Origin of the sequence: Chromohalobacter beijerinckii, assembly GCF_023061185.1 — a bacterium.
GTDB classification, from domain to species: domain Bacteria; phylum Pseudomonadota; class Gammaproteobacteria; order Pseudomonadales; family Halomonadaceae; genus Chromohalobacter; species Chromohalobacter beijerinckii.
Map to the genome: position 1 here is coordinate 23,749 of NZ_JAKGAK010000009.1, position 20,339 is coordinate 44,087.

Annotated in this window: 16 protein-coding genes; 11 read left to right on the forward strand and 5 right to left on the reverse strand. The window is 63.4% G+C overall.

Annotated features, from left to right (window positions below; translation table 11 throughout):
* The first annotated feature begins 80 nt into the window (after positions 1 to 80).
* Positions 81 to 920: an inositol monophosphatase family protein gene (locus L1075_RS08805; RefSeq protein ID WP_246941448.1), complete on the forward strand. Its 840-nt coding sequence runs from the start codon at positions 81 to 83 to the stop codon at positions 918 to 920.
* A gap of 90 nt (positions 921 to 1,010) precedes the next feature.
* Here the strand turns inward: L1075_RS08805 and L1075_RS08810 are convergent, their stop codons facing one another.
* Together L1075_RS08810 and L1075_RS08815 are read right to left on the reverse strand one after the other, a co-directional pair.
* Complete coding sequence (locus L1075_RS08810; RefSeq protein ID WP_246941449.1) at positions 1,011 to 1,334, reverse strand: 50S ribosome-binding protein YggL; 324 nt, start codon at positions 1,332 to 1,334, stop codon at positions 1,011 to 1,013.
* Positions 1,335 to 1,560: 226 nt separating this feature from the next.
* A complete protein-coding gene (locus L1075_RS08815; protein WP_246941451.1) occupies positions 1,561 to 2,778 on the reverse strand; it encodes an MFS transporter in 1,218 nt (405 codons plus the stop codon).
* A 242-nt stretch (positions 2,779 to 3,020) separates the two neighbouring features.
* Here L1075_RS08815 and L1075_RS08820 point away from each other — a divergent pair, with 242 nt between their 5' ends.
* Positions 3,021 to 3,605: a histidine phosphatase family protein gene (locus tag L1075_RS08820; RefSeq protein ID WP_246941453.1), complete on the forward strand. Its 585-nt coding sequence runs from the start codon at positions 3,021 to 3,023 to the stop codon at positions 3,603 to 3,605.
* A 10-nt stretch (positions 3,606 to 3,615) separates the two neighbouring features.
* Here the strand turns inward: L1075_RS08820 and pyrC are convergent, their stop codons facing one another.
* Both pyrC and L1075_RS08830 read right to left on the reverse strand, forming a co-directional pair.
* Positions 3,616 to 4,671 (reverse strand): dihydroorotase, encoded by a 1,056-nt coding sequence (pyrC, locus tag L1075_RS08825; protein ID WP_246941455.1) that lies wholly within the window; start codon positions 4,669 to 4,671, stop codon positions 3,616 to 3,618.
* Between the two features lie 45 nt (positions 4,672 to 4,716).
* On the reverse strand, positions 4,717 to 5,925 hold the full coding sequence (locus tag L1075_RS08830; RefSeq protein WP_246941457.1) for an MFS transporter: 1,209 nt from the start codon (positions 5,923 to 5,925) through the stop codon (positions 4,717 to 4,719).
* Between the two features lie 108 nt (positions 5,926 to 6,033).
* Between L1075_RS08830 and gmk the strand changes: the two genes are divergently transcribed.
* The 4 genes from gmk (at position 6,034) to L1075_RS08850 (ending at position 9,701) form a co-directional block, all read left to right on the forward strand.
* Complete coding sequence (gmk, locus tag L1075_RS08835; protein WP_246941458.1) at positions 6,034 to 6,681, forward strand: guanylate kinase; 648 nt, start codon at positions 6,034 to 6,036, stop codon at positions 6,679 to 6,681.
* A 64-nt stretch (positions 6,682 to 6,745) separates the two neighbouring features.
* Entirely contained in the window at positions 6,746 to 6,997 is a 252-nt protein-coding gene (rpoZ, locus tag L1075_RS08840) for a DNA-directed RNA polymerase subunit omega (protein ID WP_040240363.1), read from the forward strand.
* Positions 6,998 to 7,025: 28 nt separating this feature from the next.
* Entirely contained in the window at positions 7,026 to 9,161 is a 2,136-nt protein-coding gene (spoT, locus tag L1075_RS08845; protein WP_178998918.1) for a bifunctional GTP diphosphokinase/guanosine-3',5'-bis pyrophosphate 3'-pyrophosphohydrolase, read from the forward strand.
* A 150-nt stretch (positions 9,162 to 9,311) separates the two neighbouring features.
* Entirely contained in the window at positions 9,312 to 9,701 is a 390-nt protein-coding gene (locus L1075_RS08850; protein ID WP_040240358.1) for a RidA family protein, read from the forward strand.
* A gap of 36 nt (positions 9,702 to 9,737) precedes the next feature.
* Here L1075_RS08850 and L1075_RS08855 read toward each other — a convergent pair whose 3' ends face one another.
* A complete protein-coding gene (locus L1075_RS08855; RefSeq protein ID WP_246941460.1) occupies positions 9,738 to 10,706 on the reverse strand; it encodes an AraC family transcriptional regulator in 969 nt (322 codons plus the stop codon).
* 355 nt (positions 10,707 to 11,061) lie between these two features.
* Here L1075_RS08855 and L1075_RS08860 point away from each other — a divergent pair, with 355 nt between their 5' ends.
* From L1075_RS08860 to L1075_RS08880, 5 genes are all read left to right on the forward strand, one after another.
* Positions 11,062 to 12,243: an efflux RND transporter periplasmic adaptor subunit gene (locus L1075_RS08860; RefSeq protein WP_246941462.1), complete on the forward strand. Its 1,182-nt coding sequence runs from the start codon at positions 11,062 to 11,064 to the stop codon at positions 12,241 to 12,243.
* An 80-nt stretch (positions 12,244 to 12,323) separates the two neighbouring features.
* Entirely contained in the window at positions 12,324 to 15,506 is a 3,183-nt protein-coding gene (locus tag L1075_RS08865; RefSeq protein ID WP_246941464.1) for an efflux RND transporter permease subunit, read from the forward strand.
* Positions 15,507 to 15,779: 273 nt separating this feature from the next.
* Positions 15,780 to 18,254 (forward strand): membrane-bound PQQ-dependent dehydrogenase, glucose/quinate/shikimate family, encoded by a 2,475-nt coding sequence (locus tag L1075_RS08870; protein WP_246941465.1) that lies wholly within the window; start codon positions 15,780 to 15,782, stop codon positions 18,252 to 18,254.
* 105 nt (positions 18,255 to 18,359) lie between these two features.
* Positions 18,360 to 18,872, forward strand: a complete 513-nt coding sequence (gene thpR, locus L1075_RS08875) for an RNA 2',3'-cyclic phosphodiesterase (protein WP_246941467.1) — start codon at positions 18,360 to 18,362, stop codon at positions 18,870 to 18,872.
* A 203-nt stretch (positions 18,873 to 19,075) separates the two neighbouring features.
* Complete coding sequence (locus L1075_RS08880; RefSeq protein WP_246941469.1) at positions 19,076 to 20,338, forward strand: PcfJ domain-containing protein; 1,263 nt, start codon at positions 19,076 to 19,078, stop codon at positions 20,336 to 20,338.
* Position 20,339: the final 1 nt, after the last annotated feature.

Below are 20,339 nucleotides of genomic sequence, written 5' to 3' on the forward strand. Positions count from 1 at the left end.
CGGTTTGAGACGCGGGCCGACGAACCTGGACGCCGGAATCGGTTACTCTAGGAGCGAGACCAACGACTCAGGAGACTCGCATGCCCGCCAGTGCCATCAGCCTCACGCAACAGCAGCGCCTGATCGAGATCGTGCGCGATGCCGCCAAGACCGAAATCCTGCCGCGCTTTCGCAATCTCTCCGAAGGCGCGATCCGCTCGAAGAGCGCGCCGGACGACCTGGTGACCGATGCCGACCAGGGCGCGGAGCGGATGATGACGGCGGCGATCCGCGAGCTGCTCCCGGAGGCGACGGTAATCGGCGAGGAAGCGGTGGCCGAAGGCAGCGCCAGTCTCGATGACATCGCCGACGCCGAGCTGGCGCTGATCATCGACCCGGTCGACGGCACCTGGAACTTCGCCCGTGGGCTCAATCAATTCGGGGTGATTCTGGCGGCGACCAGTTTCGGCGAGACGATCTTCGGCCTGCTCTATGATCCGATGGCGGACGACTGGATCGTCGCCCGCCACGGCGAAGGCGCCTGGTTCGGCCGCCCCGACGGCACCCAGCGCCAACTGCAGGTCTCGGACACCGACAAGTTCGACGAGATGGTCGGTTCCACCTCGATCCGGCTGTTTGCCAAGCCGCAGCAGTATCAACTGGCGGCGACCTTCCCCGACTTCCAGCGCATGATGGCCTTCGGCTGCGCCTGCCACGAATATCGCACCATGGCGTTCGGCTTCGTCGATTTCATGCTCACCGGCAAGCTGATGCCGTGGGATCACGCCGCCGGGCTGATGATCCACGCCGAAGCGGGTGGCTATTCGGCGCTGCTCGACGGCACGCCCTACCAGCCAACGATCCATCAAGGCAAAGTGCTCGCCGCCAGTTCCCACGCGCATTGGGAACAGTTGCGCGAGAAGTTCAGCTTTCTGGTGTGAACGCGATCACCCCGTTTTTAATGGATGAATGGAGCACGCGTTACCCTGAGCCGATTCGTCGGGCTTGTGAGAGCTCGACACCGACAATGGTCACTCCACCCCGTAGGCATCCACCCAGTCGCCCACCGCCACGTCCATGCACTGCGGCTGTTGCTCGAGCCACTCTGCTAGCGCGAGGCGCTCGTCCTGCGAGGCATTGGCGCCCTTGCGCGGCAACACGAAGACATCCAGCCGAGCCGCGTCGACCCCGCCGCCCATGACCAGACCGTGCGACTCGAGTTCTGCATCCAGCGCATCGAGCAGCCGCGACGCATCCTCTTGTTCCACTGCCTGCAGACGGCATGACAACGCAAATCCGAGCACCGCGAATTTACCCTTTTCCCGAACTACACCCCCATTTTCCATCCCCGACATAGCATTTCTCCACGACGTCCATTCTGGTGGTTTCAATGGTCCCACCCCGCGAAGTATCGCGAGTACGTTCACCTTGCGATGCGGCTGGGCGACACTGCCCCTAAAGCCCCATCGGCAAGAATAAGGAAAAACTTAAATTTTGCCGAACAATGAAGATGCCGAGAGAGTTGTGATGCAAGGAGAGTGACGACCGCGAGCAACGTCAAAACGCGACTCGCGGCGTGCCTTATGACGAAGCAGCGGACTGCTGCAATGCCTCGCGCTTTTCCAGCCAGCGGCCGGTGGCGAAGATCGCGATACCCAACAAGGCGAGCGAGGTGCCCACCAAGCCGGTGGACGACCACGCCAGCCCCGCCTTGATGGTCACGCCAGCCAACCAGGCGCCGAGCGCATTGGCCATGTTGAAGGCGGCGTGATTGAGCGAGGCCGCCATGGTCTGGGCGTCTTCGGCGACGTCCATCAACCGCGTCTGCATGGCGGGAGCGACAGCCATGCTGGTCCCGACGAGCGCCACGAACAAAAACCCTGTCCACACCGAGTTGGCGGCGAAGTAAAAACCGCCTTGTACGCACGCCACCCACAGCAGAATGATCGGAATGCCGCGCAAGAGATTCCAGTCGGCGATACGCGCGCCGGCGAAATTACCCAGGATGGTACCCACCCCGAAAATCGCCAGCACCAGCGGCCCCAGCGACTCGGCCATGCCGGCCTGCTCGGTGAGCGTGGGCATGACATAACTGAACACCGCGAACATGCCACCGCACCCGAAACAGGCCACACCCAGCGTGAACAGTACGCGCGGCTTGATCATCGCGGTCATCTCGCGCTTGGGACTGGCCTGACGGTCGGCAGGCTGATACGGCACCCATAGGCGCACCATCAGCGCCGTCAGCAACGCGATGCCACCCACACCGGCGAAAGCCGCCTGCCAGCCGATCAAATTGCCCACCCAAGTGGCCAACGGGGCGCCGACCAGAATCGCCACGGTCAACCCGGTCATGACACGCGCCACCGCCCGGGCACGTTGATCGACGGGCACCGCCGCCGCGGCCACTAGCGCCGCGACGCCGAAGTAGGCCCCATGCGGCAGGCCGGCGATGAAGCGCAGCCCAACGAAGGTGCCGAAATGCGGCGCCATGATGCTGGCGAAGTTGCCAAGAGCGAACAGCAGCATTAGCCCGATCAGTAACGCGCGTTTGGGCAGCCGTGCCGCCAACGCCGAGATGATTGGCGCCCCGACGACGACGCCGAGCGCGTAACTGCTGATGGCGTAGCCGACATCGGGAACTGCCACCTGAAGATCGTCGGCGACGCGGCTCATCAATCCCATGATGACGAATTCACCGGTACCGATACCGAAGCCACCCAGCGCCAGGGCCAATTCCGCCAATCGTGGGTGCGCGGCGCCGCCGGAAGGCGTCGACGCGTCTGTGGATGCGCTCATGGGCATTTTCCTGTCTTGAGGTCCTGATCTTGAGGAACGTATCGAAAAGAACGTGTCCCGAAGACAACGTGTCGCGACCAATTCGCAACCTGTGGGCCGAAACGATCAATTCTCTCAGATTTAGACTTAAGTCTAAATCTGGGCACTTTAACATGACGGCCATTGCCATCCATGACACGGAATACGCGCTCCGCCACGCTTGGCCTGATAGGATCGAGTCAGGATTTTTTGGAGTCATCGCCATGCCCGAGCTGATTCGTCGTCCCTTCGTCTTTCTGCGCCACGGCCAGAGCACCAGTAACCTGAACCGTCGGATCGCCGGCCAGCGCGATGTCCCCCTCACTGCGCAAGGCGAACGAGAAGCGCACCAGGCATCGTTATTGCTCGGCGACGTCGTCTGGCCATTGATCGTCGCCAGCCCCCTGGAACGCGCCCGACGTACGGCGGAACTCGCCACCGGACGTGCCCCGCACTGCCTGATCGGTGGGCTCAAGGAACGCCATTGGGGCGAGCACGAAGAACACCCCATCCCCGAGACGATGCCTTATCTGCTCTCGCCCGAGGGCGGGGAAAGCTGGGCGGATTTCGTCACCCGCATCGTCGCTACGCTCAATGCCCTGCTCGTCGAGCACGAGACGCCGCTGATCGTCGGCCATTCCGGACTGATCCGGGTGATCCGTTATCTCGACGGCGGTTCACCGGAAGGCCCGCGCACCGATAACGCCATGCCGCAATGGGTGGCGCCATACGGAACACGCGGCTGGGAGATCCGCCCACTACGCGAGTCAGACGTGGCGCACCTACCGCGCCTATCGAAGACGACCTGACCCCGGCGTATCAATCGCGTCCGGTGTTGACCGTCCAGGCCAGGGTTTCACCGGCCTTGAAGGGCTTCAATGTCTCGCCGTGACCTTCGGTACGCTCGGGCATCGTCCAAGGGCGACGTTCGAGCTCGATTTCCTCATCGTTGAGCGGCAGGCCATAGAAGCGCGGGCCGTTCTCCGAGCAGAATGCCGCGAAGTGCTCGAGTGCGCCCTCTTCCTCGAACACTTCCGCGTATACCGACAACGACGCCTGGGCGTTGAACACCCCGGCGCAGCCGCAGGCCGTTTCCTTGGCGGCGACCACGTGCGGCGCCGAGTCGGTGCCCAGGAAGAACCGCGGATGACCGCTGGCCACTGCCGCGCGCAGCGCCCGCTGGTGCTCGGCCCGCTTGAGGATCGGCAGGCAATACAGATGCGGACGAATGCCGCCGACCAGCATGTCGTTGCGATTGTGCGCCAGATGCTGCGGCGTCAGCGTTGCGGCCAGGTTGGCATCACCCTCGAGGACATACTGCGCGGCGTCGCCGGTCGTGATGTGCTCGAACACCACCTTGAGTGCCGGGAAACGCTGGCGCAGCGGGATCATCACCTCGTCGATAAAGAACTTTTCGCGATCGAAGATATCGATCTCGCCGCGCGTGACTTCGCCATGCACCAGCAGCGGCATACCGATCCGCTCCATCGTCTCGAGTAGCGGATAGATATCCGCGATGCGCTTGACGCCGTGCTGAGAGTTGGTGGTGGCATTGGCCGGATACAACTTGGCCGCCGTCAGCAAGCCGCTGGCGTGCCCTGCCTCCAGCGTCTCGGCACTGACACTCTCGTTGAGGTAGCAGGTCATCAGCGGGGTGAAGTCATGACCGGCCGGCACCGCCTCGAGGATCCGTGCACGGTAAGCCTCGGCTGCCGCCAGCGTAGTGATCGGCGGCATCAGGTTGGGCATCACGATGGCGCGCCCATAGACCCGACTAGTGGCAGGCAGCACCAGGCGCATCACGTCACCATCGCGCAGGTGAAGGTGCCAGTCGTCGGGGCGGCGGAGGCGAAGACGGGTGGGGGACTCGGACATTCTCAGGCTCCTGGGCACTGACGGAAAGGCTGACGGGTAAAACGTTTAACGCACCACCGTGGCGGCACGCTGACGCTGCAATGATACCAAAGCGGCGCCCGCCAGTGCGGCCACGCCGATGGCAAATCCCACGCCGGTGGCTTGCAGGCCGACGAGCCGCGCCACCAGGCCGATGCCCACCACGGGAATCGAAATCGCCACATAAGCGATCACGAAGAAGGTCGACGTCACCGCGCCGCGCTGATTCAGCGGGCAGGCAGCCGCCACGGCGCCCAGCCCGGCGCGAAAGGCAACACCCTGACCCAAACCAACGATCAGCGCTCCCAGCAGGAAGACCCACAGCGTCGCCAACGCCAGTCCCGTCCCGACGGTCAATGCGCCGACAATCACCACGGCACACCCCAGCGGCAAGCGATGCGCCTCGGGCAGACGCCCCTGCACGAGCTGTCCCAGCGTCGAGGCGAAGAACACGCAACCGGCCACCAAGCCGATCGCCAGCAGATTCGAATGCCCCAGCACCTGGCTCATGAACGCCGGTGCGGTGGCGGTGAAGAATCCCAGCACCGCGAATCCGGCGAACCCGGCGATCACCGCCGGCACGAACACGCCGCGCACCTCGGCGGGCACCTTCAAACGCTGTATGCGCAGGCGAACCCGGGGTGGCCGCGTCACGGTCTCCGTCGCCACGGCGACCCCCAGCACGGCGATCGCCAGCAGCCCCAGGTGCACGGCATACGCCAGGTGTAGCGGCCACGCGGCATATTCACCCAAGGCGCCCGCGACCACCGGTCCCAAGCCCAGGCCGCCCATGTTGGCGGCGGTAGCGACGAAGGTCGCCGCGCGCTTCCAGGCCTCGGGCGCCGACTCGACCACGGCCACCGTCGCCGTGCCGGTGAAAATACCGGCCGAGATCCCCGACAGCACGCGCCCAGCCAGCAACGTGGAAAGACCATCGGCCGCAAGGAAGACGACATCGCTAAGCGCCGCTGCCGCCAACCCCGCAAACAATAGCGGACGGCGCCCCAACTGATCCGACCAGCGCCCGGTGATCAACAGTGCGGCGATGACGCCCACGGCATAGGCGGCGAAGATCACCGTGATGACGAGCTGCGAGAAGCCAAAGGCCGACTGATAGCCTGGGTAGAGCGGTGTCGGCAGCGTCGTGCCCAGCATGGTCACGAGAAACGCGAAGGCGACCCCGGCAAAACCCAGCCGCGTCGTCGAATCACTTGAGGAAATACCCGTGGGGGACATGCAAACGTTTCCTTGTCAGGTGGCGCGCATCCTGCGCGATGTCGGCAGGACACGAAGTGTATGCGATAATGCTCGTTTCCCCAGAAGCGGCTCAATCGGACACGCCCTATGCCCACTCAGCTTCCGTCAAAAGGGACACTCTACATCGTCTCGGCGCCTTCCGGCGCGGGCAAGACCAGCCTGGTACGTGCCCTTCTCGAACGTATCGCAGGCATCCAGGTCAGCGTCTCGCACACTACGCGCGCCATGCGCCCCGGCGAGCACAACGGCGTCAACTACCACTTCGTCGACGTCACGACCTTCGAGCGCCTGATCGAAAGCGGCGATTTCATCGAGTATGCGCGGGTCTTCGATAACTACTACGGCACCTCGCGTGCCGCCGTTCAGGCCCTGCTCGACGCCGGCCAAGACGTGATTCTGGAAATCGACTGGCAAGGGGCTCGCCAAGTGCGTGCGGCCTTCGACGAGGCGGTCTCGGTGTTCATTCTGCCGCCTTCGCGTGAGGCGCTCCACGCGCGGCTTTCAGGGCGCGGCACCGATGACGAGGCGACCATCGCCCGGCGCATGCGCGATGCGGTCGACGAGATGTCACACTACGCCGAATACGAGCACATCATCATCAACGACACCTTCGCCCACGCGCTCGACGAGCTGAGTTGTCTGGTGCATGCCGAACGCACCCGCGTGACACGGGTCCGGAAAGCTCACGCGCCACTGCTGGCGGCGCTCTTGTCACGCGTGGAAGACGTCGAGTAGACTCGAAGCTCCTTCCGCAGGTCTGGCTTACGCCGTTTTTATTTCTCGATCAGGGTTCACACTCATGGCACGCGTTACCGTAGAAGATTGCCTCGACAACGTCGATAACCGTTTTCAGTTGGTGATGATCGCCACGCAGCGTTCACGTCAGCTCGCTCGCGGCTCGCGCGATGCCCAACTGGCGTGGGAAAACGACAAGCCCACGGTCATGGCACTGCGCGAAATCGCGGCCGGCCTGGTCGATGTCAACGTCCTCGACGAAGTCGTCGACCCGCCCGCTCCCAAGCCGCGTCCCGAGCGAGAGTACAACGACTAAGTTCTCTCCATTCTCGAAGGCGCGCGCTATGTTCACCATCGACGATCTCGCGGACCGACTCGGCGGCTACTTACCCCCCGAGGAGATTCTGCACGTCAAGCGCGCCTTCTACTACGCCGAGCAGGCCCATGACGGCCAGCGGCGGCGCTCCGGCGAGCCCTATGTCACCCACCCGCTGGCGGTCGCCAACATCCTCGCTAACATGCACATGGACCATCAAAGCTTGATGGCCGCCATGCTGCATGACGTCATCGAAGATACCGGCGTGACCAAGGAGGCGTTGACCCGGCAATTCGGCGAGCCCGTGGCCGAACTGGTCGATGGCGTCTCCAAGCTGACCCAGATCACCTTCGAGGACAAGGCGGTCGCCCAGGCGGAGAACTTCCAGAAGATGGTCCTGGCGATGTCTCAGGACATCCGCGTGATCATCGTCAAGCTCGCCGACCGCTTGCACAACATGCGCACGCTGGGTGCGTTGCGCCCGGACAAGAAGCGCCGCATCGCCCGCGAGACACTGGAAATCTACGCCCGCATCGCCGGGCGGCTGGGCATCAACACCATTCGCGTCGAGCTCGAGGATCTCTCGTTTCAGGCGATCCACCCGATGCGCGCCGAGCGCATCAAGCGTGCGGTCACCAAGGCGCGCGGCAATCGTCGTTCGATGATGCGCCAGATTCAGGACAGCCTGCAGAAGTGCCTCGATGACGATGCGCTGGGCGGCAGCGTGGTGGGCCGTCAGAAGCATCTATTGTCGATCTATCGCAAGATGCGCGACCAGCGCAAACCCTTCGCCGAGATCATGGACGTGTTCGGGTTTCGCATCATCACCGATGACGTCGACACCTGTTACCGCATCCTCGGCGCGGTGCACAATCTCTACAAGCCGGTGCCGGGACGCTTCAAGGACTACATCGCCATCCCCAAGGCCAATGGTTACCAGAGCCTGCACACCACGCTGTTCGGCCCTAGCGGGATGCCCGTTGAGGTGCAGATTCGCACCCGCGAGATGGAAGCGATGGCCAACAACGGTATCGCCGCGCACTGGCTGTACAAGGCCGGTCAGACCGAGCGCCCCATCGGCGCCGGCAGCCATGCCCGTGCCCGCGAATGGGTCCGCGGGCTGCTCGAGATGCAGCGCCACGCCGGCAACTCCCTGGAGTTCATCGAACACGTCAAGAACGACCTGTTCCCCGACGATATCTACGTGTTCACGCCCAAGGGCGACATCATGGAGCTTCCCGGCGGTGCTACTGCAGTGGATTTCGCCTATAGCGTGCACACCGACATCGGCAACAGCTGCATCGCCTGCCGCATCGACCGCCATCTGGCGCCACTGTCCTCGACCCTGGAAAGCGGCCAGACGCTGGAGATCATTACCGCGCCCGGCGCCCGGCCCAACCTGGCCTGGCTCAACTTCGTGGTCACCGCCAAGGCGCGCTCGGCGATCCGTCACGCCCTCAAGCATCAGCAGCGCACCGAATCCGTGCAGTTGGGGCGGCGCCTGCTCAACCGCGCGCTGAGTGCCTTCGAAACCAGCCTCGAGGAGCTGCCCGAGCATCGCCTGGCGGCGATACTCGAAGAACTCGATCTCAAGCACGAGGACGATCTGCTCGAATCGATCGGGCTCGGCACGCGCATGGCCTACGCCATCGCGCGCCGTCTATTGGAGTGCAACGCGCCGGAAACCGCCGAGGAAGTCGCCACGGCGTCGCGTTCCGGGATGCCGATCGTGATCAACGGCGCCGAGGGCATGATCATCAGCTTCGCACGCTGCTGCTATCCGCTGCCCGGGGACCCCATCATCGGCCATCTTTCGGTCGGCAAGGGAATCGTGGTACACCGCCATGATTGTGGTAACCTGCGAGAATTGCGTGACGATCCCGACAAGCTGTTCGCCCTGGAGTGGTCACAGCAGATCGATCAAGATTTCCCGGTGGCGCTGCGTCTGCATGTCGAGACGCGGCGCGGCTTGGTCGCCGAACTGGCCGGCCTGGTGACCGACGCCGATGCCAATATCGAACGCATCGGCATCGAGGAACGCGATGCACGCCTGTCGATCGTCAACCTAACGTTGGCCGTCCACGACCGCGTGCATCTAGCAAGTATCATGAAACGACTGCGCAACCTGCCCCACGTCGGCAAGATCACTCGCGTTCGCAGTTGACACCATGGCGACCGACCCGCCGCCAACAGGAGCGGCGGGTCGGTCGTTTCGTTTTTACGATGCCCGGCGCGCCCGCTAACGCGGACGCGGCGGCGTCGTTATTTTTGTCCATCGCAATGCGCACATCGCATAACGACAAGGAGCCATGCCATGAGTAACAAAGCCGTCATCAATACCGAGCAGGCACCCGCCGCCATCGGCCCCTACTCGCAGGCCATCAAGGCCGGCAATACGGTGTACATGTCCGGGCAGATCCCGCTCGACCCCAAGACCATGGAACTGGTTTCCCAGGACTTCGAGGCCCAGGCGCGCCAGGTCTTCACCAATCTGCAGGCGGTGTGCCATGAAGCCGCTGGCTCGATGCAGGACATCGTCAAGCTCAATATCTATCTGACGGACCTGAGCAACTTCGCCGTGGTCAACCAGATCATGGAAGAGTACTTCCAGACTCCGTACCCGGCCCGTGCCGCAGTCGGCGTCAAGGAACTGCCCAAGGGCAGCCAGGTGGAAGCCGAAGCCGTGATGGTCATCGGGGACTGAAATCCGCCAGCCGTCCCCGACGACTGAGGTAAACGGTCAGGCGCGAGCGGTCTGCGGCAGCTCGCCGCGCAACTTGCTCACGTCCGTGCGGGGCGGCACGCCGAAAAGGCGGCTGTATTCACGGCTGAAATGGGATGGACTTCCGTACCCCACGCGGAAACTGGCGGTGGCCGCCTCCATCCCTTCGGCTAGCATCAGCCTGCGCGCTTCGTGCAATCGCAGCTTCTTCTGGAACTGCACCGGCGACATCCGGGTAACCTGCTTGAAGCTGTGGAACAGCGACGACTCACTCATGTTCACCATGTCCGCCAGCTCGCGAACGCGCAGCGGCTCGGTGAAGCGATCCTTGAGTACTGCGATCACCTTCGAGATACGGTGGGTCTGGGTATCGGCCACCGCGAACTTGCGCATGTGCAGGCCGATCTCGCCGACCAGCGCACGATAGAAGATCTCGCGCCGCACCAGCGGGGCGAGAATGTGGATGTCCTGGGGTGCGTCGAGCAGTTTCACCAGCCTCAGCATGGCTTCCACCAACCCCTTCTCGGCCTGCACGCGCCCAAGGCCGCAAGCGGTCTCGGCGCACGCCCGCTCCTCCATCTCGCCCAGCCCTTCTCCCAGCTCCAGCACTAGATCGGTGACTTCCTGGGCATCGACGGCGAGTTTTAGCCCCAGGTAGGGCCGCTCCGTCGAAGCCTCGGTGACCTTGCCCAATACCGGCAGATGCACCGCCGACACCATGCAGCTCAGCGGCCCATAATCGATTTCCCGATCCCCCAGCCATATTCTCTTGCTCCCCTGCGCGATCAGGCAGAGCGAAGGGTCATAGACCGTCGAGCCGATACAGTTGGTCAACGAGGAGTTGGCGCGCACCAGTTCCAGCCCCGGCACCGCCGTCGGGGTCAGCCCCTCTTCCGGTGCCCATTTCTGAATCTGACGAGACAGAGTATTTGCCAATTGGTCGATCTCATCATCCAGTGTTTCGAAAACAGGCTGCACGACACTCACGACTCCGCCCTCTCGTTGGCCGACTAATTATCGTTTTTCGATAAAGCGCGAGTATAGGCCAGCCAGCCGGCATTTTGATGACAAAACCCGATCCCTGCAGGATTGGGCAAGATCTTTGAAGGAACGGGCAAGCATCATACCGACAGGTCGCGATAGCGAACGCTCCTCACTCCCGGATGGGCGATGTCTACAGGATTAGGCAATTAACCACGAGTAACCCGATAACGTGTATCCGCCCTGGAACCGTACATTGATCGTCCATGATCCCATGCCGGCTCATCGTCGCCCGCCAGGGTGCTGCGCCGGACGCGAGGACACGGGATCGACGTCCGGGAACGACCCAGGGGGCCAGGCAATGAAGAGGTTCGACCAGAAGCGCATGCCGAGATCAGGGCGGATTCACGGCCTGGGCGTCATGCTCGTCATCGTGCTGCTGGCCGGCTGCGATGCCCATGGCGAGGCAGACTCCGCCAGTGCACCGCCACCGCCGGAAGTCGACGTGGCAGCGGTGTTGGTGGAACCGGTCACCCTGCGGGAGACCTTTACCGGCCGCGTGTCGTCCCCGCAGACCGTGCAGGTTCGGCCACGGGTGAGCGGCTATATCGACGAGGTCGCCTTCGAGGAAGGAGAACTGGTCGAGGCCGGCGACCTGCTGTTCCGTATCGACCCTCGCCCCTACGAGGCACGCGTTCAGGCCGCCAAGGCATCGTTGGCGCAGGCACGCAGCCAGCGTCAGCTCGCCGAGGTCGAGGCCGAGCGGGCCAGGACCTTGGTCGGACGGCAGGCCATTTCCCGGGAGCAGCACGATCAGCGCCAGGCGGCGGCGCTCAATGCCCGGGCGCAGGAAGCCGAGGCCGAGGCCACGCTGACCAGTGCCGAATTGGAACTGCAGTACACCCGGGTCACCGCGCCGGTGGCAGGCCGCACCGGACGCGCCATGGTGACGAAAGGCAATCTCGCCAGCGCCGACCAGTCGATGCTGACCACGCTGGTGTCGGTGGATCCCTTGTACGTCTACTTCGACAGCAACGAAACCGAGGCCCAGGGGGCGCAGACGCTGTTGGCCCAGAGCGAGACCATGACGCTACATATCGGCCTGACCGGGGAGACGGGTTTCCCCCACCAGGGCCAGTTGGATTTCGTGGATAACCAGATCAACGCCGACACCGGTACGCTGCGCTATCGCGCCGTCCTGCCCAACCCGGATGGCGCATTTCGGCCCGGCCAGTTCGCGCGGGTGGAGATGCCCGTCGCCAACCTCAGCGAGGCGATGCTGATCAATCGCAAGGCGGTGCTCGCCAATCAGGACCGGCGCTTCGTCTACGTGGTTGGCGACGACGACACCGTGACGCCCCGTCAGGTAGAGCTCGGCCGCGAGGTGGGAGAGCTGGTGGTGATCCGCGATGGATTGAAGGCCGGTGAGCGGGTGATCGTCAACGGCACCCAGAAGGTGTTCGCGCCTGGCATGCCGGTGGCACCGAACCCGGTCGCCATGCGCGAGCCGGTCGTCACCAACGATGTCGCCACTCGATCCTAGCACTGCCCAAGGACCTTTCCCTCCCTCCGGAATGACAAGACGCGGCGGACATCGCATCCGCCGCCCAGGAGCCTGCTGTCATGAATTTTTCCCGCTTTTTCGTCGACCGGCCGATCTTCGCCGCGGTGCTCTCCATCGTCATCTTCGCGGTAGGGGTGATCTCCATTCCCAATCTGCCGATCGGCGAATATCCGGAGGTGGTGCCGCCCTCGGTGCTGGTGCGCACCACTTACCCGGGCGCCAACCCCAAGGAGATCGCGGAAACCGTGGCGACGCCGCTGGAGGAGGCGATCACCGGCGTCGAGGACATGATGTACTACAAGTCCGTGGCCGGCTCCGATGGCGTGCTGCAGATGACCATCACCTTCCAGCCCGGGACGGATGCCGAACAGGCCACCGTGCGCGTCCAGAACCGGGTCAGCCAGGCGCTGGCGCGGTTGCCGGAAGCGGTGAGGCGACAGGGCGTGACCACCCAGAAGCAGTCCCCCACCTTCCTGATGGTGGTGCACCTGGTCTCGCCGGATGACAGCTACGATACCCTCTACCTGCGCAACTATGCGCGCCTGCACGTGCGCGACCAGCTGGCGAAGATCTCCGGCATTGGCGAGGCGCAGCTGTTCGGCGGCGGCGATTACGCCATGCGCGCCTGGCTGGATCCCGATCGCATCGCATCCCATGGTCTCACCGCCGGCGACGTGGTCGCGGCCATGCGCGAACAGAACGTTCAGGTCTCCGCCGGCCAGATCGGCGCCGAGCCGATGCCGGACAGCGATTTCCTCACCCTGATCAACGCCAAGGGGCGCCTGTCCACCGAGCAGGAATTCGGTAACATCGTACTCAAGGTCGGCGAGGATGGCGAAGTCCTGCGGCTTCGCGATGTCGCTCGCCTCGAGATGGGCGCGGGCGACTACACCCTGCGCGCCAGCCTCGACGGCAAGGAGGCGGTGGCGATCGGCATCTTCCAGTCGCCCGGCGCCAACGCCCTGCAGATCCGCGACCAGGTGATCCGGACCATGGACGAGCTGGCCACCCAGTTCCCGCCGGGGGTGGAATATCGCACCGTCTACGACACCACCCTGTTCGTCACCGACTCGATCCGCTCGGTGATCCAGACACTGCTGGAAGCGATACTGCTGGTGGTGCTGGTGGTGACGCTGTTCCTGCAGACCTGGCGCGCCTCGCTGATTCCGCTGCTGGCGGTGCCGGTCTCGGTGGTAGGCACCTTCGCGGTGCTGTTGCTGCTGGGATATTCGATCAATACCCTGACCCTGTTCGGATTGGTCCTCGCCATCGGCATCGTCGTCGACGACGCCATCGTGGTGGTGGAGAACGTGGAGCGCAACATCGGCCAGGGGCTGGCGCCGCGGGCCGCCGCCCACCAGGCGATGCGCGAGGTGTCCGGGCCGATCGTCGCCATCGGCCTGGTGCTGTGCGCGGTGTTCGTGCCGATGGCGTTCCTCTCCGGGGTGACCGGCCAGTTCTACCGCCAGTTTGCGGTCACCATCGCCATCTCGACGGTGATCTCGACGATCAACTCGCTGACCTTGTCACCGGCCCTGGCGGCGATGCTGCTCAAGCCCCACGACGCGCCCAGGGATCGTCTGACCCGGGTGATCGACTTCCTGTTCGGCTGGCTGTTCCGGCCGTTCAACCGCTTATTCAACGCCGGCTCCAATCGCTACCAGGGCGTGGTCTCGGGCAGCCTGCGCCGGCGTGGCGCGGTATTCGTGGTCTACCTGGTCCTGCTGGGATCCACCGGTTATCTGTTCCAACTGGTGCCGCCGGGATTCATTCCGGTGCAGGACAAGATGTACCTGATCGCCGGAGTGAAGTTGCCGGAGGGCGCCTCGCTGGATCGCACCGACGACCTGCTGCGCCAGGTGGTGGATATCGCCATGGAGACCGACGGCGTCGAACACGCCATCTCGTTCCCCGGCCTCAACGCGCTGCAGTTCACCAACACCGCCAACACCGGGCTGGCGTTTCTGACCCTGAAACCCTTCGATCAGCGCACCCGCACCGCGGCGGAGATCAACGCCGAGATCGCCGGCAAGATCAGTGGTCTCAAGAATGGCATCGCGTTCTCGTTCATGCCGCCGCCGATTCTCGGGCTGGGCAACGGCTCCGGCTATCAGTTGTTCATCGAGGACCGCAGCGGCCTCGGCTACGGTCCGCTGCAGGAGGCGGTGACCGCGTTCCAGGGCGCGGTGGTGCAGACCCCGGGCATGTCCTATCCGATCACCAGCTACCAGGCCAACGTGCCCCAGCTCGATGCCGAGGTGGATCGCCTCAAGGCCAAGATCCAGGGCGTGGCGGTGAGCGACCTGTTCGACACCCTGCAGACCTATCTTGGCTCCACCTACGTCAACGATTTCAACAACTTCGGCCGCACCTGGCAGGTGATCGCCCAGGCCGACGCCCCCTACCGAGACAGTGTCGAGGACATCGCCCGGCTGCGTACCCGCAATGCCCAGGGCGAGATGGTGCCGATCGGCTCGATGATCGATATCCACCAGAGCTTCGGTCCCGACCCGGTGCTGCGTTTCAACGGCTACCCGGCCGCGGATCTGGCCGGCGAAGCCGATCCTCGGGTGCTCTCCTCGCCTCAGGCGATGAGCGTTCTGTCCGATATCGGCGAGCGCGTGCTGCCAGATGGCATCGACTTCGAATGGACCGATTTGAGTTATCAGCAGTTCACCCAGGGCAATGCCGCGCTGGTGGTGTTCCCGCTGGCGGTGCTGCTGGTGTTCCTGGTGCTGGCCGCGCTCTACGAGAGCTGGACGTTGCCGCTGGCGGTGATCCTGATCGTGCCGATGTGCCTGCTGTCGGCGCTGGTCGGCGTCAAGATCTCCGGCGGCGATACCAACGTCTTCGTCCAGGTGGGGCTGGTGGTGCTGATCGGGCTGGCCTGCAAGAACGCCATCCTGATCGTCGAATTCGCCCGCGAGCTCGAGTTCCAGGGTCGCAGCGTGGTGGAAGCGGCACTGGAAGCCTGTCGCCTGCGGCTGCGGCTGCGCCCGATCATCATGACCTCGATCACCTTCACCGCGGCGGTGATACCGCTGGCGCTGGGCCATGGCGCCGGTGCCGAAGTGCGCCAGGCCCTGGGCATCGCCGTCTTTGCCGGGATGCTCGGCGTGACCCTGTTCGGCCTGTTCTTGACGCCGGTGTTCTACGTCGCACTGCGCAAGCTGGCCGGTCCGCTCAAGCCGCACGCTTCGACGCTGGAGGGAGAGACTCACGATCAGTCACCGTCCCACTAGGGCATCCAAACGCGTACTGATTGTGATCGACGCATCAAGTGGCGGCTCACGAACAGCTCGACGCTCATCTCGGTCATGATGACTAGATTGGATATCGACACGAACCATGAACGCGGAGCCACTGATCGTCCGATTCGGATCGCGCGAGAACATCGCCTCAATCTGGACTGTTGTCGACCACTTCGCTATCATCCTTTAACACCACAAATGAGAATTATCATCACTTGTGACGGAAACATCAGATTCACCCTAATAGGGGATGCGGAGGGAACATTGAAGATCATCACACTCGTCCTGGGGGCCATCACGGCCCTGCTGGGCTTGGCGCTGTTCGTCGGCGGCATCTGGCTGGCGTCGCTTGGCGGAGCCTGGTTCTACCTGATCGCCGGAGCCTTGTTGACCGTCGCCGGGATCGGGATGGCAAGACGTGCCGCCTACGCGCTCTGGCTGGCCTTTCTGGTGCTGCTATATAGCTTGGTCTGGGCATTCTACGAAGTTGGGCTGGATTTCTGGCAACTCGTGCCACGCCTGTTGGTCTTCATCGGTATCGCGATGGTATTTGCTTCCCTAGCGCCAACGTTGAAGACCTCGTCCGGCCAACGCGCGCTGGGCGGAAAAGCCTCCGCAGCCATCGCCGTGATCTGTCTGGTTACTCTCGTCGGTTTCATTGCCGGCATGTTTCACCCGCATCCCTCAGTGGTCGCCGACGACGATACCAGTGCAGCGATCATCAAGTCGGATGCCGGTCAGGAAAACGGCAATGACTGGCCCGCTTGGGGGCGCAGCACCCAAGGCGAACGCTTCGCACAGTTCGAGCAGATCAATAAGGACAACGTCGATCAGCTCGAGGTCGCATGGACCTACCGTACCGGCGACCTGGCCACCGGTGGCGCCGAATATCAGGTCACGCCGCTGAAGGTCGATGACACTGTCTACCTCTGCACGCCGATGAGCAAGGTCATTGCCTTGAACGCGACCACTGGCAAGGAAAAGTGGCGCTTCGACCCGCAACCCAAGATCACCGAGAGCGTCCAGGGCTGGAAGCGTTGCCGCGGCGTTGGTTATACCGACCTGGGGCCACGAAAGCAGACGGCCTTCGCCGATAGCGTCGTCCATTCAGCTGACGATAACGACACGGCCGCGCAGGATGACGCCAACACTTCCGACAGCCAGATTGACAATGCTTTGAGGGCCTCATCCGCACCAAGCTGCCGCCGTCGCATCATCGAAACCACCATCGATGCTCGTTTGCTGGCACTGGATGCCGATACCGGCAAGCTCTGCACGGACTTCGGCGATGGCGGTTACGTCGATCTCCGCAAAGGATTGACGCCAACCCCGGCAGCCAGTCAGGAAGGAACCTACAACGTCACTTCCGCGCCGCTGGTTGCGGACGGAGTGATTCTGGTCGGCGGTCGTCTCAATGACAACCTATCAATCGATGAGCCCTCTGGCGTAGTCCGCGGTTTCGACGCCGAGACCGGCAAACTGATCTGGGCCTGGGATGCCGCTCGCAAGACGAGCAAACCATTGCCGCCGGGAGAGACCTACGCTCCCGAAACACCCAATTTCTGGGGCACTGCAGCATACGACCCCAAGCTCGGCCTGGCCTACTTTCCCACCGGCAACCAAACACCGGATTTCTGGACGGGGAATCGCCATCCGTACTCCAACGAGTACAACGACTCGATCGTCGCCGTCGATTTGCAGACGGGCGAGGAGCGTTGGCACTTCCGCACCGCCAACATCGACCAATTCGATTACGACGTCTCCTCGCAGCCGATTCTGTATGACCTACCGCGCGAGGATGGCTCGACCACCCCCGTGCTCATCCAGTTGACTAAGCGCGGCGAGATCTTCGTACTGGACCGTCGTAACGGCAAGCCGGTATTCCCGGTCGAGCAGCGTCAAGTGCCTACCGATGGCATGCCTGGCATGCAGATCGCGTCTACCCAGCCGTTCTCGGCGCTTTCGGTGGGCACTACGCCGCTCAAGGAGACGGACATGTGGGGCGCGACACCACTCGACCAGCTCTACTGTCGTATTCAGTTCAAGCAGATGCGCTGGGAAGGGCCATTCACGCCACTGTCTGACAAAAAGCGCACGCTGATTTATCCCGGCTATTACGGTGGCTTCAACTGGGGCGGCGGCGCAATCGATGCCTCCACCGGAACATTGATCGTCAATGATATCCGCATGGCGCAATGGGGCCGCTTCATCAAGCAAGAGGTGGCAGAGAGTACCGGGCTGAAACCCTCCACCGAAGGGGAATACTCGACTCAGACCGGTACCCCATGGGGAGTCGAGCGCTCCATGTTCGTTTCACCACTGGGCGTCCCCTGCTTCAAGCCCCCGTTCGGCAGCATGACCGCAATCGACCTGACCACCGGCAAGACCAAATGGCAAGTACCTATGGGCACGATCGAGGATGCGCCGGTCCATGGCTTCGTCTCGGGACTGCACATCCCGCTGGGTATGCCGACCATGGGTGGGCCGCTGGTCACTGGCGGCGGCTTGACGTTCTTCCACGGCACGCTCGATTACTACATTCGGGCACTGGATAACGACACCGGTGAAGAGCTGTGGCGCAGTCGCCTACCGGTTGGCGGACAGGGAGCACCAATGAGCTACATCGGTAGCGACGGCAGGCAATATGTCGTCGTCGTCGACGGGGGCGCAACGCGCACTGGCAGCGACGAAAATCGCGGCGACTACGTGATCGCCTACGCCTTGCCCAAAGCCGACTGACCCGGGCGGCGCCAGCGCCGCCCGATCCGGCTCGAGCGGCCCCCGCCGTGCCTAGCACGACGGGGGCCGTTTTCCTATGCTGGGCGCGACACGGGAGGAATCGCGATGCGAAGACTCTTCTTCGCCCTCTGGCCCGACGACGCCAGTCGCCGGGCGCTGGCGAGCGCGGCCGACCGCCTCGCGCCGATCTGCGGCGGATGGCCGCTGCCCGCCGCGAACATGCACATCACGCTCGCCTTTCTCGGCAACGTCGACAGCGCCCGCCTCGAAGCCCTGGGCGGGTTGACCCGCGCCTGGCCCCGGTTCGCGGACGCGTGGACGCTCGACCGGCTGGGGCACTTTCCCAGGCCGCGCATCGTCTGGGCCGGCGGCGCCCCCTCGGCCACGCTCAGCCGCCTCCATGACGCACTGTGGCAGGCACTCGCCGCCCACGGCTTCACCCCGCCGCAGCGCGAATTCACGCCCCACGTCAGCCTGGTGCGCCAGGCCGAGCGCCCCGCCCGCGAGACGACGTTGGCCACCCCCATCGTGTGGCGCTTCGATCATCTCGCCCTGGTGGAGTCGCAGCTCGGCAACGGCGGCTCGCGCTATCGGACGCTGGCGTGCAGAGTCGATTGATACCACCAGCATGAATTGCCCAGAAGAATGACGGTACGCGTTGCCAAATCTGCCAGGAGAAAGTGCTGAACATCCGCCAGGATGCTGTTCAAAGCGCGTAATTTTCCCTGCAAGTCGCTATTGACGGGCAAGTTCGCGACGCGTTTTGTCGCAGCCGTGTTGTACAGTCCGGCCATGGTTTTCTCCCGTACAGAGCTCCTCCGATGAAGCCGCTATTCGCTCAAGACGGACGCCAGGATAAGAAGCACGTCTCCCTCTGGGAGCGGCTCCCCTCAAGGAAGGTTGCCCTACTACCGTGGCAACGCCTGAAAAAGGTGCTCTTACCATCCTGTCGGTCCACACACCACGGTGAGGACGCCAACTGGCGCTCGGTGGATCTCTCCGCGCAGCTGGGTTATCCACTGACGCTTGAGATTCAAGGCTGGTGCGGCTCCAGCCCCTTCGCCTGGAGAAGCATCAGCGAAGGCACCATCATCGTGAAAAGCTGCTTTCTCCAAGCGCCCGGTATCCCTCTGGAAATGCTGCTCGCTCGGGACGATGTCATCGGGGAGGGCGTACCGTCGGAACTCGTCTTCTTGGGCAATAACGTACCTTTCCTGCGTTATGCCCTCTATCAGGCCTGCGCCTGCCTAACCTCCGCCCGACAACTGGCCGTGGACTGCCCACTACTGCTGATCTTCGCCCTCGATTGGGCACATCGGATGGATATTGAACAAGCCGAACTGGCGGCATGGCTTTCCAGCAAGCGCACCCGGCTATTGGAAACTATCGGCCTGCCCGGCTCCGCTTCACTCGCTCGGCTGTTGCGTCGTATTCCAGTGACTCCGCTCACGAACTGGCAGTTGGACGCCGCACGGCAATGCCTGCAACACCCCGATGCCTTGGCGCTACTAAGGCACCTCACCCACCCTACTCTCAACCATGTATGGTTCCTGCACCGCTTCCCCGCTTCTTGGCCAAAGCTGCTGGAGATGATCGGGCAGGACGCGCCGTTGCACGAAATCATCTGGTTACAGCGCATGGTCCTGGACATTCAACGCCTCGCGCCCAATGGCACCCAGCTCTACCGCGCAAGCGATCCCCAGGCGTTGCAGCAGCTGCATGACGACTTGGTGGAACGTTTCAATGCCCTGAGCCGGGAGAACCGTGGCGCTGCACTCGCTATGCAGTATGGCGATTACCCTGAGGCGCCCCTGCCCGGCGATGCCGATATCGTCGCGCTGGCTAGCTGGGATGCCCTGCTGGAAGAAGGCAAGCGAATGCATCACTGCATCGGCAGTTACGCGGCACAAATCGCCGCGCGCAAGGTCTTCGTCTACCACATGGAAACGCCCGAGGTGCTGACCATCGCGCTGGCCCCGCAAGGCGGCAAATGGGGACTGCAAGATGCACGCGGTTACTGCAATGCGCTGCCGAGCGAGGCGTCACTGAAAGCAATACAGTGGTGGCTGGCAGCTTACTACTAGA